At 39.1% G+C, this 16,377-nt stretch carries 15 protein-coding genes; 11 read left to right on the top strand and 4 right to left on the bottom strand.

The window, feature by feature from the left end; genetic code table 11:
* Positions 1–10 precede the first annotated feature (10 nt).
* Positions 11–964 (top strand): ArsR/SmtB family transcription factor, encoded by a 954-nt coding sequence (locus QCD85_RS03460; RefSeq protein WP_274170645.1) that lies wholly within the window; start codon positions 11–13, stop codon positions 962–964.
* 95 nt (positions 965–1,059) lie between these two features.
* Here the strand turns inward: QCD85_RS03460 and QCD85_RS03455 are convergent, their stop codons facing one another.
* The 4 genes from QCD85_RS03455 to arfA form a co-directional block, all read right to left on the bottom strand.
* Entirely contained in the window at positions 1,060–1,902 is an 843-nt protein-coding gene (locus tag QCD85_RS03455) for a carbohydrate ABC transporter permease (protein ID WP_069326116.1), read from the bottom strand.
* A 28-nt stretch (positions 1,903–1,930) separates the two neighbouring features.
* Positions 1,931–2,821: a carbohydrate ABC transporter permease gene (locus QCD85_RS03450; protein ID WP_204825221.1), complete on the bottom strand. Its 891-nt coding sequence runs from the start codon at positions 2,819–2,821 to the stop codon at positions 1,931–1,933.
* 117 nt (positions 2,822–2,938) lie between these two features.
* Entirely contained in the window at positions 2,939–4,282 is a 1,344-nt protein-coding gene (locus tag QCD85_RS03445) for an ABC transporter substrate-binding protein (RefSeq protein WP_273615295.1), read from the bottom strand.
* 96 nt (positions 4,283–4,378) lie between these two features.
* Complete coding sequence (gene arfA / locus QCD85_RS03440; protein ID WP_273616253.1) at positions 4,379–5,866, bottom strand: arabinosylfuranosidase ArfA; 1,488 nt, start codon at positions 5,864–5,866, stop codon at positions 4,379–4,381.
* 249 nt (positions 5,867–6,115) lie between these two features.
* Between arfA and QCD85_RS03435 the strand changes: the two genes are divergently transcribed.
* The 10 genes from QCD85_RS03435 (at position 6,116) to QCD85_RS03390 (ending at position 16,299) form a co-directional block, all read left to right on the top strand.
* Complete coding sequence (locus QCD85_RS03435; RefSeq protein WP_301261634.1) at positions 6,116–6,697, top strand: TetR/AcrR family transcriptional regulator; 582 nt, start codon at positions 6,116–6,118, stop codon at positions 6,695–6,697.
* A gap of 70 nt (positions 6,698–6,767) precedes the next feature.
* Complete coding sequence (locus QCD85_RS03430; protein ID WP_301261633.1) at positions 6,768–7,841, top strand: SDR family oxidoreductase; 1,074 nt, start codon at positions 6,768–6,770, stop codon at positions 7,839–7,841.
* Between the two features lie 323 nt (positions 7,842–8,164).
* Entirely contained in the window at positions 8,165–8,656 is a 492-nt protein-coding gene (fur, locus tag QCD85_RS03425; protein ID WP_373461906.1) for a ferric iron uptake transcriptional regulator, read from the top strand.
* A gap of 183 nt (positions 8,657–8,839) precedes the next feature.
* Positions 8,840–10,096 (top strand): SPFH domain-containing protein, encoded by a 1,257-nt coding sequence (locus tag QCD85_RS03420; protein WP_301261632.1) that lies wholly within the window; start codon positions 8,840–8,842, stop codon positions 10,094–10,096.
* A 1-nt stretch (position 10,097) separates the two neighbouring features.
* Complete coding sequence (locus QCD85_RS03415; protein WP_301261631.1) at positions 10,098–10,853, top strand: hypothetical protein; 756 nt, start codon at positions 10,098–10,100, stop codon at positions 10,851–10,853.
* Between the two features lie 67 nt (positions 10,854–10,920).
* A complete protein-coding gene (locus QCD85_RS03410) occupies positions 10,921–11,586 on the top strand; it encodes a hypothetical protein (protein WP_301261630.1) in 666 nt (221 codons plus the stop codon).
* Between the two features lie 248 nt (positions 11,587–11,834).
* Positions 11,835–13,022, top strand: a complete 1,188-nt coding sequence (gene alr / locus QCD85_RS03405) for an alanine racemase (protein ID WP_441005594.1) — start codon at positions 11,835–11,837, stop codon at positions 13,020–13,022.
* A gap of 222 nt (positions 13,023–13,244) precedes the next feature.
* Positions 13,245–13,526: a CopG family ribbon-helix-helix protein gene (locus tag QCD85_RS03400; protein WP_069326107.1), complete on the top strand. Its 282-nt coding sequence runs from the start codon at positions 13,245–13,247 to the stop codon at positions 13,524–13,526.
* 3 nt (positions 13,527–13,529) lie between these two features.
* Positions 13,530–13,880: a type II toxin-antitoxin system PemK/MazF family toxin gene (locus QCD85_RS03395; protein WP_069326106.1), complete on the top strand. Its 351-nt coding sequence runs from the start codon at positions 13,530–13,532 to the stop codon at positions 13,878–13,880.
* Between the two features lie 193 nt (positions 13,881–14,073).
* Positions 14,074–16,299: a Tex family protein gene (locus tag QCD85_RS03390; protein ID WP_274170640.1), complete on the top strand. Its 2,226-nt coding sequence runs from the start codon at positions 14,074–14,076 to the stop codon at positions 16,297–16,299.
* Positions 16,300–16,377: the final 78 nt, after the last annotated feature.

The following is a 16,377-nucleotide window of genomic DNA, read 5'->3' as shown; positions in this document are numbered from 1 at the left end:
GAGCCTGAATATGAATCTGGATATTTCGGATAAATCATTGCCTGTGTATGAAGCACTCGCAAGCAGTGTAAGGCACAAAATCATTCAATTACTTGCTATACGACCTATGAATATTCGTGAACTAGCGGAAGCAGTAAGTTTAACCAGTGCCATTGTATCTATGCATGTAAAAAAGCTAGAAAAAGCAGGAATTATTTCAACCAGTATGCAACCTGGTAAAGGTGGCGTACAAAAAATATGTTCACTTCAAGTAGAGGAAGCGCAGATTAACTTTCCGAACAAAGTCGAGCATTTACGCCAATACCATGAAAGTGAAATTTCGATAGGACATTATACAGACCTCAAAGTAGAACCGACTTGTGGTTTAGCGTCAGCTGAGAAATTTATCGGGCAAGTAGATGATACCCGTTATTTTTTTGATGCAGAACGTTTTCAAGCCAAGATTTTGTGGTTTAGTGAAGGATTTATAGAGTATAAGATTCCTAACTTTTTGTTGTCTACCGAAAATCCTTTAGAATTATTAGTTTCACTTGAGATTTCTTCAGAAGCTCCTTTGACAGATAACCGTTTTCCTTCAGACATTACATTTTATTTAAATGAAGTGAAATTAGGAACATGGACAAGTCCAGGCGATTACGGAGATAAGCGTGGTAAGTACAATCCACAGTGGTGGCCAGATATTGTAAATCAATATGGACTACTCAAGCATCTGACTGTATCCAGAGATGGTACATATATGGATGGACAAAAGTTGTCTGATGTAAATCTGGATCAGGTCAATGTACGTGATCGTCAATGGACATTACGCATTGCTGTAGATCCTTCGTCTGAGCATGTCGGTGGGTTAACACTGTTCGGTAGAGGATTTGGTAACTATAATCAAGATATTGTGTTCCGATTATATTATGACAAATTAATTCATTCTGCGAATGCAAGTGCACGCGAAGCAGAACCACAATCATAATCAAACCGTACAAAAAAACGGCTACAGAGCATAGGCTCTAGCCGTTTTTTTGTGTTGTTAACATTGAGTTAGAACAGATGGGGAGGGGGGAAAGATTATCCTTTTACCCCTGAGATCGCCACAGATTCGATAATCTGACGTTGGAAGATCAAGAAAATAATTAAGATTGGTAACAACGATACAACAGATGCCGCCATAATCAACGGATAATCACTTTGGATCGCATAGTTGGCGTTAAAGTTAGCAATAACGATCTGTAACGTCTGAATTTCAGGAGAATTCAGATAGAGAATAGGAGGTAAGTAATCATTCCAGATTCCCATAAACCATAAGATTAACTGAGCGGCGATCGCTGGCTTGATCAACGGGAAAATTATACGGGCATAAATGCCGAAGTACGATGTTCCATCGATTTTGGCAGCTTCAATAATCGCATTAGGAATACTGTACAGATACTGTCTTAAAAAGAAGATCATAATAATATTACCGAATAATCCCGGTACAATCAGTGGTAGTAACGTATCTACCCATCCCCATTCAGAGAACATAATAAATTGAGAGATCATGACTGCTGGATACGGAATCATCATTGAAGAAAGCAATAGTAAAAAGATTTGATTTTTGTAAGGAAAGCGTAGTTTGGCAAAAGCAAAAGCTGCCAGACTGGATGTAATCGTTCCGATAATCGTTACGGTTAAAGCCACAATAAGACTGTTGATAATACCGCTTAATAGAGGACCCGCTGTCCAGATTTCTTGGTATTTATTAAAATGAAACACAGCCGGAATCCAGTTAGGTGGAAGTGCAAATACATCTTGTCTATCTTTGAAGGAAGTAGATACCATCCAAAGTAGCGGAGCGATCATAACAATAGCTCCTATGCACAGTAAAACAAAAATGAACGCATTGCTTATCTTTTGTTGCTTCGTATGAACCATTCTGTACTCACTCCTTTACAGCTAATAATCAATCGACATCAAAGCTTGAACGCTCATTCATTTTGAACTGAATTAATGTAACGATAAAGATAAATAGTCCTAAAATAACAGCCATTGCGGAAGCATAACCCATTTGTAAGTTATCAAAAGCTTTTTGCCAGATATAGAATACGATTGTAGCTGAAGAGTACTCCGGTCCACCTGTAGGTGTCATAATATTGATCTCGGTAAAGATCTGTGATCCCCCGATAATATTCGTAACGACAAGGAAGAACGTAACTGGTTTCACCATCGGCCATGTAATGTGGCGGAACATTTTGAATCCACTTGCACCATCCAATTCAGCTGCTTCATAGTAACTACGAGACACACTTTGAAGAGCAGCTAGATATAGAAGCATTGAATATCCAAGACCTTTCCAGATCGTCATAATAATCAACGCTGGCTTGACAGTCGTCGTATTTGCTAACCAGTTAGGGCCTTTGATACCAAATAGATCGAGGAACTGATTCACAAGTCCATAATCCCCATTATATGCCCACTGCCAAAGGATCGAGATTGCAGCCAGTGAAGAGATAACCGGTACATAATAGATCACACGAAATGTAGTGGTACCTGGAATTTTACGATTAAGTCCAAGTGCTAGTAGCAAAGAAATAACCAATCCAATCGGAATACCGATCATTAAGAATAAGGTGTTAAACATTGATTTGTAGAAGAAATCATCTGTCAAAATATCTTTAAAGTTATCCAACCCGATAAAGTTCATCTGTCCAAGACCATTCCAATCGGTAAATGATCCATATACCGAATATAGTGCAGGATAAAGTGTGAACAGTAAGAAACCGACAACGGGTGGCAAAATAAACAAATAACCAAAATATTTTTCTTTACGATACAGATTAGATTTGGTTTTCATAATTCACCCCTAATTCATCTGGAATGAAAATGATGTTAGTCCCATCTGGATCTAGGGAAAGCTAACATCATTTTCACCATATTCAAAATGGCTCTGATTTATTACAGCAGGTACAGCTTACTTTTTAGATTTTTGATCTTGTTCTACTGCACGATCAAGTAGTTTTTGCATTTTTGGTTGTTCTTGTTTGACATAATCAGCAGCAGACATTTTACCATCGATTACTGGTTGAATATCTGTGAAGAAAAGGTCATACCATTCTGCATTGTACGTATATTGACCTGGTAATGGTCTGCCATACTCAGTTACGATTTTGAGGAATTCTTCTTTGTTAGCTGGTTTGGTTGATGTATCAGCAGCCCATGTTTTCGCCATATCTTGCAAGTTAGGAATCTGTACGCCAGATTTAACTAACGCTTCTTGACCTTCTTTTGAAGCAGACAAGTAGGTTACTAATTTAGCAGCAAGTTCAGGATTAGCTGTTTTGCTAGATACACCAATACCTAGACTTCCGATCCATGTTGCTGTTTTGCCAGTAGAACCAGCAGGGTAAGGAATCAGATCATAATCGAATTTCAATTCGCGATCATACGTGCTTAGATCCCAAGGTCCAACAGGGAAGAATGCAAGTTCGCCTCTCATCCAACGTTGGTACGTATCCAGTGTTTGTGCTTGCTCAATAGCAGGCGTGATTTTGTATTTGTTCTGCATATCTGCAAAGAATTGAAGAGCTTCGATAAATTTAGGTTCATCGATTGTCACTTTCGTATGTGTACTATCAATCCAATCAGCGCCATTACTCCATACGAACGCTTGCAGCGCCCATTGTACGTTAAGTCCAGTACCGAATTGATCTAATTTGCCATCGCCATCGGTATCTTTGGTTAGCTCTTGATTGACTTTGATAAATTCATCCCAGGTATAAGGTTTGTTTTTGTCCGGCAGAGGGATGCCTGCTTTTTCAAACATGGTTTTGTTATAGCCGAGGGAGAAAGGACCCAAATCTTTTGGTAGTCCGTATAGTGCGCCTTTGCCCACTTCTTTACCATCGTAGCGATAGAAATTCACGCCATCAGCCCACATGTTTTTCAGGTCAACTTCTTTGTTGTTTTCGATATACTTGCTAATGTCTAATAGGATATTGCTATTTACATATGCTTTAAGGTCAGCAGGATTGTAGAAAAATACATCAGGAATACTGTTTCCTGTAATCGCTGCTTGTAATTTAGTAGCATATTGATCACCGGTCGTCTGAATGACTTTGACCGTAACTCCAGGATTATCTTTTTTAAATTCTTCGACTACCGCATTATATGCTTTTTGCTCATCCGGTCCACCACGGAACATAAATGTTAATTGATTTGGATCTGAATTCTTTTTAGAACCTCCACAGCCTGCAAGCACCAAAGACAACATCAACACACTCGCCAAGACAATCAGCCAACTTTTTTGACGCAACATAGTTTAAACCTCCCCTTTAATTTCAAAAAAGTAATTCATAGACCACTGTACAGATTCAAATCATGACCTTGTTGATTTTAGGCAATAAGGCGAAGCTTACGCTTTACGTAGACGAATTACATTCCACGAAGCTTTAGCAAGGCGAGCGGTTAACATGCCATCATCTAGTTGAGATTGACCACCACGATGTGGCGCAACTTTTTCTTCATCTGCTGTATTTACAGCTTTGAGATCATCGTTTTCAAGAACAATATGTTCTTCAATCTGGTAACCTTCGAATGAACGTACATCACAATTCAAATCTAACGATTCACTTAAATGACGGTTCAGTGCAAAGATCGTTAAGTATTCGTTCTCTTCGTCATACACAACAGCGCTATCTAAGTAAGGAACATCTGTATAATCACTAGCATCATACTTAGGAGAATCAACAACAGGCTTGAGGGATACACCGCGTCCAAATGTAGAAGTGTGCATATATGGATAGAAAATCGTCTGTTTCCATACACGTCCGCCATCTTCAGTCATAATCGGAGCGATAACATTGACCAATTGAGCCAGACAAGCCATTTTGACACGATCCGCGTGACGTAAGAAGGTAAGTAGCATACTTCCAACTAACAACGCATCTTCAAAATTATAGACATCTTCCAATTGTGGTGGAGCAATACTCCAAGGGTCCATTTTGCTATCTGCTTCATTAGAGTGATACCATACGTTCCATTCGTCAAAGCTCAAGTTCATTGTTTTTTTGCTACGTTTTTTCGCTTTAATATAATCACATGTAGAGATAACGGTATGAATAAAATGATCCATATCCATCGAACGAGCAAGGTAATCTGCTGTATTGTTGGTAGGATTACCGTAATACTGATGAAGTGAAATGTAATCAACCGCTTCATACGTGTGATCCAGTGTTGTAGCTTCCCATTCAGGGAATGTAGGCATGCCTGTATTGGAACTTCCGCAAGCAACCAATTCAATACTAGAATCAACTTGACGCATCGCTTTAGCGGTTTCTAATGCTAATCGACCGTATTCATCGGCTGTTTTGTGACCGATTTGCCACGGGCCATCCATTTCATTACCAAGACACCATGTTTTGATATTGTAAGGATCACTAGCTCCATGTTGTTTACGTAGATCGCTGTAATAAGAGTTGCCCGGGTGATTGCAATACTCGATAAGATTACGAGCAGCATCGATACCGCGTGTTCCCAGATTGACAGCCATCATCACTTCCGAACCTGCTTCTTTTGCCCATTTCATAAATTCATTTGTACCGACTTCATTAGGCTCAACTGTTTTCCAAGCTAGCTCTAAGCGTTTCGGTCTAGAAGCAACAGGGCCAACACCATCTTCCCAGTTGTAACCGGATACAAAATTACCGCCAGGATAGCGAATAATAGGCACTTGTAGCTCTTGTATCAATTGTTTGACATCATTTCGGAAACCGCTTTCATCTGCGGACGCGTGAGAAGGATCATATATACCACCATATACGGCACGACCTAAGTGCTCGATAAAGGAACCATAAATGCGTTTATCAATTTCGGCGATACGGAAAGCTTTATCCACGACCATCTTAGCTTTGAGGTTAGACTGTGACAATAATATTCATCCTTTCTATCATCGATCATCATTAATGATAACGCTTCATTTGGATACTTCTTGCATAATTTAACAAAGCAAATGTAGCATATATTTTTTATCCAGTCAATAATAATATTAATAATTAACATAAACATTAACTAAAATAAAAATGTAAATGATAGGCCTACACAAAGCAATAACAGTTGACTATATTAATTTTAGTACCGTATAGTACTAAATATGACAAAAAAAAATAAAACCTCAAATCGTGATCTGATTATGCAGTTAGCCACAGAATTGTTTTTACAAAAAGGATATTTAGCGACAGGAATGGATGAGATTGTAGCAGTAAGCAAAGTCTCTAAGACTAATATTTATTACCATTTTGCAAGTAAAGAAGAACTGTTAGCAGCTATTATTCATCAGTTGATTGCACAGTATACAGAAAAGATTACACATATCGCTGATCAGCATGATCAATCTGTATGGGAACGTCTGCAACGATTTACTGAACTTCTAATCATGGAAGAAGTCTATTGTTTGGGAGGTTGTCCATTTTTGACGTTATACACTCAGACACCGATTGAAGCAGAACATATTCGCAATACGATCAAGCATTTTTTCGAACAGCAAGTGATAGTCGTAGAACAATTGATCATTGAAGGGATACAGCGTAAAGAATTTAATGATTCGTTGCAACCACCAGCCGTTGCTTCATTAATCGTATCTACTATAGAAGGAGGACTTTTTTTAGGTCATGTTCATCAAAATCCACAAATGATTCGATCATCACTTTTTGCTTTGGCAGCGATGCTGAAGTAATTTTTTTTGAATATATTAGTACAGATCGGTACTAATATAAAAATGTGAATAAACATCAAAAGGAGACAATATGGATACTTTATTTTTGACAGGTGCTACAGGGTTTATTGGAAAGGCAATTTTGAAAAAATGTTTAGCAACCGATTATCGCATCATTGTACTGGTTCGTTCTTTACAACGATGGAAAGAATGGAGAAGATTACATAAGTGGAGTGACACCTTACAAATTATTGCGATAGAAGGAGATCTAGGATTTCCACATTTAGGATTGTCTCATGAAGATTGGAGCCTAGCGATGCAAGCTCATACGATTATTCATGCAGGCGGACCGATGGATATTTTACTTCATTCCGATCAAGCCCAGTCTGCTTTTATGCAAGGTGCTATTCATATTGCAGAGTTGGCAAGCCAGATTCATCAAGCACAACTTTTAAAGCAATTTATTCATATTGTAGGTTACAAAAGCCCGGTCACTGAAGAACATATACAGTTTCCAGAACGATTGAATCAGTTATTACAACATGAAGCCCCTTATGAACAGATGAAATTCAAAGCCGATGCTTATATTCGTAAGCAATCATTACAACATCAATTTCCATTGTCTGTTATTCATCCAGGAGTGGTGATTGGAGATTCAATAACAGGAGACACTCCGCAATTAGGAGGATTAGGAATCGTAGTCGATGCTGTACGTAAAGGAAAGATGCGTATTGTACCGGGTGGAAAACATCATTGGTTGCCTTTAGTTCATGTCGATTATATCGCTGACTTTCTGATCTGCTTATTATCGGAACAGCAACACTCACAGCTACCTCATATGCAAGCATACTATCTATTAAATCGCCCTGCACATACACATGACATGAAGCAATTGGTGAAGCTAATCAGTTCGGAATTGAATGCTCCTCAACCGATAGGGTCTGTTCCGCCTTACTTAGCCAAATATATACTGGGTACATCGCTCGGGCAAAAGTTAGGTGTGCCAGCAGCTTCTATTGATTTTATTGTTAATCAAGACTATCCATTAGAATCTGTACGCCAGATCGAAGCTAAATATGGTATTCAATCTGTAATTACTATTAATGGATTGCAAAAAGTGATACATGATCTACATGCTCGTCTTCAACTTCAGTCTCATATATAAATGACAACGATAGAGATAGAATAGCTTGTAATAACAACGTCAAGAAAAGGATGAAAATCGATTTTAGATTTTATCTTTTTTTATTGACGTTTTTTTGCGTAAGAAATTTACTTTTTTATCCAATATGCTTTACAAGACATCTACATTTTAGTTATTATAGAATTATAATTATTCTAAGTATAAATACTATATATTGTTATCGTATTATAATAATTGCATAACAAGTTGTGCTAGAACATATAGATTTATCGTGAAAACCAGATTATGCTCATCTTAGAATCTGTAGATATCTTGCAAATTTAACCGGAAGGTGTGAACACATAATGATACTGACAGAACAATTGAACCGGATTAAAGAGCGCTTAAAATCAAAAGGCTACAAACTAACACCTCAACGTGAAACAACAATTCGTGTATTACTCCAACATGAAAAAGATCATTTAAGTGCGGAAGAAGTATTTTTATTAGTAAAAGAGCAATTTCCTGAGATTGGTATGGCGACGGTGTATCGTGTACTTGATCTGTTGACCGAACTTCATGTCGTTCAGAAAGTGAATTTCGGCGATGGAGCAGCTCGATTCGATCTTCGTCAAGCAAATAGCCCTCATTTGCATCATCATCTGATCTGTACAGAATGTGGAAATGTAGAAGAAATTATGGATGATTGGTTACTACCGCTTGAAAAGCGTATTGAACGTGAATATGGATTTACTGTTACCGATCATCGTCTTGATTTTCAGGGCATCTGCACAGAGTGTCGGGTCAAAGAGCGTGACAAAAATAAAGCAAACAACAAATGCAAAGCAGTTTCTTAATTCCAGAAAGAGCCATGAATGGCTCTTTTTTTTGTGTTTATCTTTATTTTCACAAATACGCAACCGAAATAAAGGATAGCGCGAAATAACAGTTTGTCCTTCATTTGCCAAAATTGAGACTTATCTCATAGGTCATACGTATGTAATAATACGAATATAAAGATAGAGAAAAGGGGAAGAAAGATGGCATTAGTAGAAGTAATAAAATACGACGGAACACCAGATGTATATGCTTGGAAACATCCTAATGAAGAGTTAGGCACATGGACGCAATTGATCGTTAACGAATCTCAAGAAGCTATATTGTACAAAGGCGGTAAAGCATTTGATACCTTTGGGCCAGGCAGACATACACTGAGCACGCTCAATATTCCACTACTTAATAATATTGTTAATATTCCGTTTGGTGGACATTCTCCATTTGCAGCAGAAATATGGTATGTGAATCGAGTTAGCAATTTAGATATGAAATGGGGCACAACGGCACCGATTCAACTACAAGACCCTAAGTATAAAATTATTATTCCAGTACGTGCTTTTGGACAGATGGGTATTCGCATTGAAGATTCACGTAAATTTTTGGTGAAATTGGTCGGGACATTATCTCAATTTGATCAGGCAGATATTTCACGTTATTTCCGCGGACTATTGTTAATGAATATCAATGAGAGTATTTCTTCTTATCTGGTTCACAAGCAGATCAGTATCCTGGAAATTAATGCTTACATAAGCGAAATTTCTAATCATGTGAAAGAAAAAATGATGCCGGTTTTCGCAGACTTTGGGATTGAGATTGTTAATCTGTATATGGATTCTGTGAATACACCGGATGACGATCCATCAGTCAAAAGATTGCAAGAAGCTTTAGCACGCAAAGCTGAAATGGATATTGTCGGATATACCTATCAACAAGAACGTAGCTTTGATACATTAGAAGGTGCCGCCAAAAATGAAGGTAGTACACAAGCAGGAGTGATGGGTGCTGGACTAGGCATGGGGATGGGCTTTGGTCTGGGTGGTGCTTTTGGACAAGGAATGGCAGGTCTTGGACGTGTGATGGATATTAATGGTGGATCAGGAAATGTGCAATTTAACAGTTCTACCTCATCCCATTCGGCAGCTACACAAACATGTGATAAATGCAGTCAACCGTTAACACCAGGTTCCAAATTTTGTGCTCATTGTGGAGATAAATATCACTCTTGCGAACACTGTGGAGCAGATAATCCAGAAAACGCTACAGCGTGTAAAAGCTGTGGACAAGCATTTGCGAAGCCTTGTCGTAGTTGCGGGACAGCACTCAAAGCAGGAGTCAAATTCTGTCCGGAATGTGGAGCTTCAGCAGTGATGACATGTAGTAGTTGTGGACATGCTGTTCAGCCAGGTCAAAAGTTCTGTCCGGAATGTGGTCAACGGGTCACACCAGAAGGAGAACAATAATATGACTGATAACCGCTTAGGACTCAAAATCATCACATTACTATACGGTGTTATTTTGACGATTACAGTGATTGGCTTTTTTTTGTTAGCTTCTTTTCATATATTAGATATTCGCTTCTGGGTGTCTTTAGCTACGATTGTGTTGGCAGAAACATGTGTATGGTCTTTAGCAGGCTGGGGTGCATTACGAGCAGAACAATTTAAAAAGACAGTTCCTGCTTTTATGGGATTGGCTGTTGTAGCTGTTTTGTATCAAGCTTTAACAATTCTGTATGCTGTAGTGCTCTGGTTAGTGATTGCTGTACCGGCTAGCTTGTATATCTGGATTCAATTGATTACGTTTGGTGCTGTTTTTGTAATTGGTGGGTTATTGATCTGGTTTATGCAGACAGAACGTGGCATTGATAAAGAAGAACGATTACAAATGCTCGGTATTCAAGAAATTCGTTCTATACTTAGCGAATCAAATCTGCAATTAAAAGGTTGGCAAGAACCTTATCGCAGCGAACTCAAACAATTACTCACTAATCTTGAAGAAAATGTACGCTTTAGTGATCCTGTGACTCATCCTGATATTTGGCAAGAAGAAGAGCAGTTAATGCATGAAGTCAGACGTTTACAAGAACAAATGATGCAAAGCCAAATGCAAGATGAACACAAAGCTACTCAGCAAGTACAGAATGTAAAAGCATTATTTGATTCAGTTCAAACTGTACTGCAACAACGTAATCGTAAGCTTATTACTGTAAAGTCTTGATACACATAAATAGTAAGAGAGTAATTTGAAGAATAAGAAAAGAGAAACATATAAAGGGGTTTATTATATGGCACTAGGTATCATTATGATTATAATTGGTATTCCTTTTTTATTAGTATGGGGAATAACATCTATTGGGATTTTTATTCCAGATCCATCAGGAGCTTCTATTCCTATGGGTAGTCTTTGGGGAAGTTGGATTATAGTATCCTTATTTACATTTTTACCAGGTTTTTTACTTGTTTATTTTGGTGTCAAACAAATCAAACTGCATAATCGAAAAATTCAAGCACAAAAAGATTGGTATGCTCGCCAAAATGAAATTCATAATGAGCGTCAACAGCAGCACCAAAATCATTCATCAGGTTCTATTCATACAATTGATCGCGAAGATATGCAACATATTCCACATCGTCAGCCGAATCCTAATCATCATAGTAATACGACAACATCATATTCATCTACCACAACGACAACGAGTAATATGAATGGCAACAGTACGACAACAACCGATTACAAAATTTTTAATCCATTAGATCCTAAAACAGCACCTTATACATCGTGGCAACAACAGCAACGTAATCAGCAAATGAATCCTTCACCCACTCCACCACCTACTCCTAATCTTCAACCTAAAAAGGTAGATTGTTCCGGTTGTGGAGCGATTTATACGATTGCACCGCATGAAACGAAGGATTGTGAATACTGTGGAAACACAGTTGTGTATGAATAGAAAAGTAAATGTTCTAATTTTAAATGTAAATTTGCAAAATCCTCAAAATCCCGCTTCTATCGACCATGAAGCGGGTAAATACTACGATATAAGACGAAACCGCAAGGCATCATTGCACTACGGAACATCGTCTTTTTTAATATTTGCCTTGTTAATGTATCCAAGTGTAATTGACAGTTATCTTACTTCCGCATTAACATATATTTATTGCCCTTTATAGGCAAAAACGGATTAGAAGGTGACTGCAAGTGCAACAGTATCGAGCAACAAGAGCAGACATTAACTTGGATGCATTACGTGCCAACTACGAAGCTTTTCGTGGAGCATTATCTCCACAAACTCAATTGTTATGCTGTGTCAAAGGTAATGCATACGGACATGGAGCAGTTGAAATTTCACGAGAATTGGAACGATTAGGTACGGATTATTTGAGTGTGGCATTTTTGGATGAAGCGATTGAGCTGCGTCAGCAAGGTATACGTATGCCTATTCTTGTTCTGGGCTATACCGGACCGGCAGGTATATCTGCTGCTTATGAATATGATATTACTCTTAATGTATTCACGGAGGATGTACTTGAAGCGATAGCTGAACTTGTGCTTGATTCTTCCGAACGCAAGCTTAAAGCTCATATCAAGATCGACAGTGGAATGGGTAGAATTGGTCTTTTAACAAATGTGGCAGTTGATTTTATTACAAGAGCTTTCCAGGTGCCACAACTTGAGATCGAAGGAATGTTTACCCATTTTGCCAAAGCTGATGAGTTAGACAAAAGTTATACATTGGAACAATATGAACGTTTTCAACAGGTGAACATGCAATTACGTGAACTGGGTTACTCTATCCCTATCATACATACGGGGAACAGTGCTACCGCTATTGATACTCCTGAACTATCACCTCAGATGGTTCGGATAGGTATTGCATTGTATGGGCTGTATCCTTCAGCTGAAGTGAACGAACAGGCGATAGAATTAACTCCAGTATTGACGCTCAAAACAGAAGTAACATATGTCAAACAACTTCCTGATCATTCCAAAGTAAGTTATGGCGGTAAGTATGTTACCGAAAGTGATGAATATATTGCAACACTTCCTATTGGCTATGCTGATGGTTATTCTCGAATGTTAACGGGAGTAGCGGAAGTATTGATTCGTGGTCGTCGTGTCCCTGTAGTAGGAACGATTTGTATGGACCAATGCATGGTATCACTTAAATCTTTTGCTGAAGAAGCAGAAGAAATCCAAATCGGCGAAGAGGTTGTCTTAATTGGCAGACAGCAAGATGCTGTGATTACTGCTGATGAGCTTGCATCTAAGCTAGGTACGATTCACTACGAAGTCGTTTGCATGATTGCCGCTAGAGTTCCGCGTGCTTATTACCGGAATAATGCCATTGTCACCCTTTGGAATCCCCTTACACAATTTACAAATTAAATTTGTAAATTCAGAAGGAAACCAACTATTTACGGCGAATCTTACATAAGTATCAAGAAAGGTCTGTACGCACACCTATGATCTGGTTTATAATGATGGCAGCAAACTTGCCTCATATGTCGTATGTGTCGCAAAGACCAGGAAGTTAGATTCGTGCACGAAAGATGCCAATACAGCCGCTATAGGGGTAGAGCTGGAAAAGGTTTTGGGGGTGCTTGACAGTTGGACAACATGCAAAATGCGCAGAGCATTATGATCCGTTTGCCGGATCAACTTCTGCAAGAAGTGGATGGTATCGCAGCTTTAGAAGATTCCGATCGCAGTGAACTAATCAGAAAAGCCACAAAAATTTATCTCACTGAACGCAAAAAGCGGTATATCCGTGAAGCGATGCAGCGTGGATATATGGAAATGGCCAAAATTAATCTGAGAATTGCTTGCGAAGCTTTTCATGCGGAGGAAGAGGCGGACATCACTCTGGACCGTTTAGTTAGCGGGGTGTAGACATTGATCGTAAAACGTGGCGATGTATTTTTTGCAGATTTATCGCCCGTCGTCGGCTCCGAACAGGGCGGCGTGAGGCCGGTTCTGGTTATCCAGAATGATATCGGCAACCGTTTCAGTCCAACGGTTATTGTGGCGGCAATTACGGCACAGATTCAAAAAGCCAAATTGCCAACACATGTGGAGATTGACGCGAAATCTCATGGATTTGATAGAGATTCCGTCATTTTGCTGGAACAGATTCGAACTATTGATAAACAGCGTCTGACTGACAAAATCACACATCTGGATGAAGAAACAATGCGTCGTGTACATGATGCGCTCCAGATCAGTTTGGGCTTAGTTGAATTTTAAGCCTGACCACAATTCCGACCCGGTGAATGACACCGGGTTTTTTTGTGTGGATATAGAGAATAAGAAAGTGTCTCTGGAGCATCTCTAAGAGAGAAGTTATGCAATCAGGTGGAAATCAAAAGCGTTGTCTGAGATAATAAAGGTATTATGCGAGGAATCTCCATTGTAGGGAGAAGAGAAAGAGGGATAGGATTTGTCTGAACAAAAAGTAATTACAGAAGCAGAAGCCAAAGTCACCGAACAGCAGGTTCGTGAACAAATTATTAAACAAATCGCAAGCGAATTACAGATTTCTTTAAAACAGATTCGTACAACGATCGATTTACTTGCAGAAGGTAATACTATTCCGTTTATTGCCCGTTATCGTAAAGAAATGACAGGCGAATTGGATGAAAATGAATTACGAGATATCGAAGAACGCCATCAATATTTGCGTAATCTGCAAGAACGTAAAGATGAAGTGCTACGTATCATCAGTGAACAAGATAAATTAACAGAAGAATTAGCAACAGCGATACAAAATGCAGCTAAATTGCAGGTTGTAGAAGATTTGTACCGTCCATATCGCCAGAAACGTAAAACACGTGCCAGTGTAGCCAAAGAAAAAGGATTAGAACCCCTTGCTAACTGGATTATGGAACAGCATGCAAGCCCTGCGCCATTAGTTGAAGCAGAGCGCTATATTGATGCAGATAAAGGCGTAGAAGACAGTAATCAAGCACTACAAGGTGCTATGGATATTATTGCTGAGACGATATCCGACGATGCGAATCTACGTGCATGGATTAGAAGATATACGTTAGATCAAGGGATGTTGGTCACAGAAGCCAAAGCACCAACAGAAGAGTCTGTATACGAAATGTATTACAACTATCGTGAATTAGCCAAAAAAATGCCGCCTCACCGTATTTTAGCGATCAACCGCGGAGAGCGTGAGAATATTTTGAAAGTACAGCTTGAAGTACAACCAGAGTCGATCCATCGTTATATGGAAAAACAACTGGTTAAAGGTTCTTCGGCAGTGCGTGATCTTTTGCTTACAGTGATTGAAGATGCATACAAACGTCTAATTGCACCATCGATTGAGCGTGAAGTGCGCGCAGAGCTAACAGAAAAAGGCGATCAACAAGCAATTTCTATTTTTGCAGGCAATCTTCGGAATCTATTGCTACAAGCACCGATCAAAGAAAAACGTGTGCTTGGTGTCGATCCGGCTTATCGTACAGGCTGTAAATTAGCGGCTGTAGATGGTACAGGTAAACTGCTTGAAGTAGAAGTGACCTATCCAACTCCACCGCATAACAAAAAGCGTGAAGCGGCTGAAATCTTCCGTCGTATGATCAAGCAGTATGATATTGAATTGATCGTTATCGGTAACGGAACCGCTTCGCGCGAATCCGAACAGTTCGTAGCAGAACTCATTCAAGAAATTACAGATCAAGAATTGTCTTATTTGATCGTTAGTGAAGCAGGAGCAAGTGTATACTCCGCTTCCAAATTAGCACAAGAAGAATTCCCAGATCTCGATGTAGCTCAACGTAGTGCTGCTTCGATCGCTCGTCGTGTTCAAGATCCTCTAGCTGAATTGGTCAAAATCGATCCAAAAGCGATCGGTGTAGGGCAATACCAGCATGATGTGTCTCAGAAACATCTGGAGAGCAGTCTAAAAGCCGTTGTAGAGTCCGCAGTTAACCATGTTGGAGTAGATGTGAATACAGCTTCTCCATCGCTGTTATCGTATGTAGCAGGCGTTAATGCGACGATTGCCAAAAACATTGTAAAATACCGCGAAGAAAACGGTAAATTTACAAGTCGTAAACAATTGCAAAAAGTACCTCGTCTTGGTGCGAAATCTTTGCAACAATGTGTAGGCTTTTTACGAATCAATGGTGGAGAAAATCCGCTCGATTATACATCGATTCATCCAGAGTCTTATGCAGCGACAACCAAATTGCTTAAATCACTGAAAATTACACCGGAACAATTAGGTACACCTGAAGCAGTAACAGCGTTATCGAATGTAGATGTAGAACAAGCTTCAGAAACATTGGATATCGGTGTCCCTACATTACGCGATATTTTGGATAGCTTACAACGTCCAGGACGTGATCCACGTGATGAATTACCTTTGCCTATTTTCCGTACAGATGTTTTGAAAATAGAAGATTTATCACCAGGTATGGAATTGCAAGGTACCGTTCGTAACGTTATTGATTTTGGTGCGTTTGTCGATATCGGTATCAAAAATGATGGATTGGTGCATATCTCACAATTGAGCAACAGCTTTGTAAAACATCCGATGGATGTCGTGTCTGTTGGAGATAATGTAACAGTGTGGGTATTGAATATAGACCACAAAAAAGGTCGTGTCGGCTTAACGATGCGCAAATCCTCTGCGGATGAAGCTGCTCAAGCGTAAAGCAATTAGAATAGCATTTTCTAAGGTATTCTTGTTATGTATACGAGATTACATGGTACAAATCGTAAAAGATAAATA

The organism is Paenibacillus sp. PsM32 (assembly GCF_030433815.1).
In the GTDB taxonomy this organism is placed as follows: domain Bacteria; phylum Bacillota; class Bacilli; order Paenibacillales; family Paenibacillaceae; genus Saccharibacillus; species Saccharibacillus kyungheensis.
This window is presented reverse-complemented; position numbering and strand designations above follow the sequence as displayed.

Coding starts and splice junctions, on each gene's coding strand:
- QCD85_RS03460 (WP_274170645.1), top strand. CDS start 11: ATGAATCTGGATATTTCGGATAAATCATTGCCTGTGTATGAAGCACTC.
- QCD85_RS03455 (WP_069326116.1), bottom strand. CDS start 1,902: ATGGTTCATACGAAGCAACAAAAGATAAGCAATGCGTTCATTTTTGTT.
- QCD85_RS03450 (WP_204825221.1), bottom strand. CDS start 2,821: ATGAAAACCAAATCTAATCTGTATCGTAAAGAAAAATATTTTGGTTAT.
- QCD85_RS03445 (WP_273615295.1), bottom strand. CDS start 4,282: ATGTTGCGTCAAAAAAGTTGGCTGATTGTCTTGGCGAGTGTGTTGATG.
- arfA (WP_273616253.1), bottom strand. CDS start 5,866: ATGGTCGTGGATAAAGCTTTCCGTATCGCCGAAATTGATAAACGCATT.
- QCD85_RS03435 (WP_301261634.1), top strand. CDS start 6,116: ATGACAAAAAAAAATAAAACCTCAAATCGTGATCTGATTATGCAGTTA.
- QCD85_RS03430 (WP_301261633.1), top strand. CDS start 6,768: ATGGATACTTTATTTTTGACAGGTGCTACAGGGTTTATTGGAAAGGCA.
- fur (WP_373461906.1), top strand. CDS start 8,165: ATGATACTGACAGAACAATTGAACCGGATTAAAGAGCGCTTAAAATCA.
- QCD85_RS03420 (WP_301261632.1), top strand. CDS start 8,840: ATGGCATTAGTAGAAGTAATAAAATACGACGGAACACCAGATGTATAT.
- QCD85_RS03415 (WP_301261631.1), top strand. CDS start 10,098: ATGACTGATAACCGCTTAGGACTCAAAATCATCACATTACTATACGGT.
- QCD85_RS03410 (WP_301261630.1), top strand. CDS start 10,921: ATGGCACTAGGTATCATTATGATTATAATTGGTATTCCTTTTTTATTA.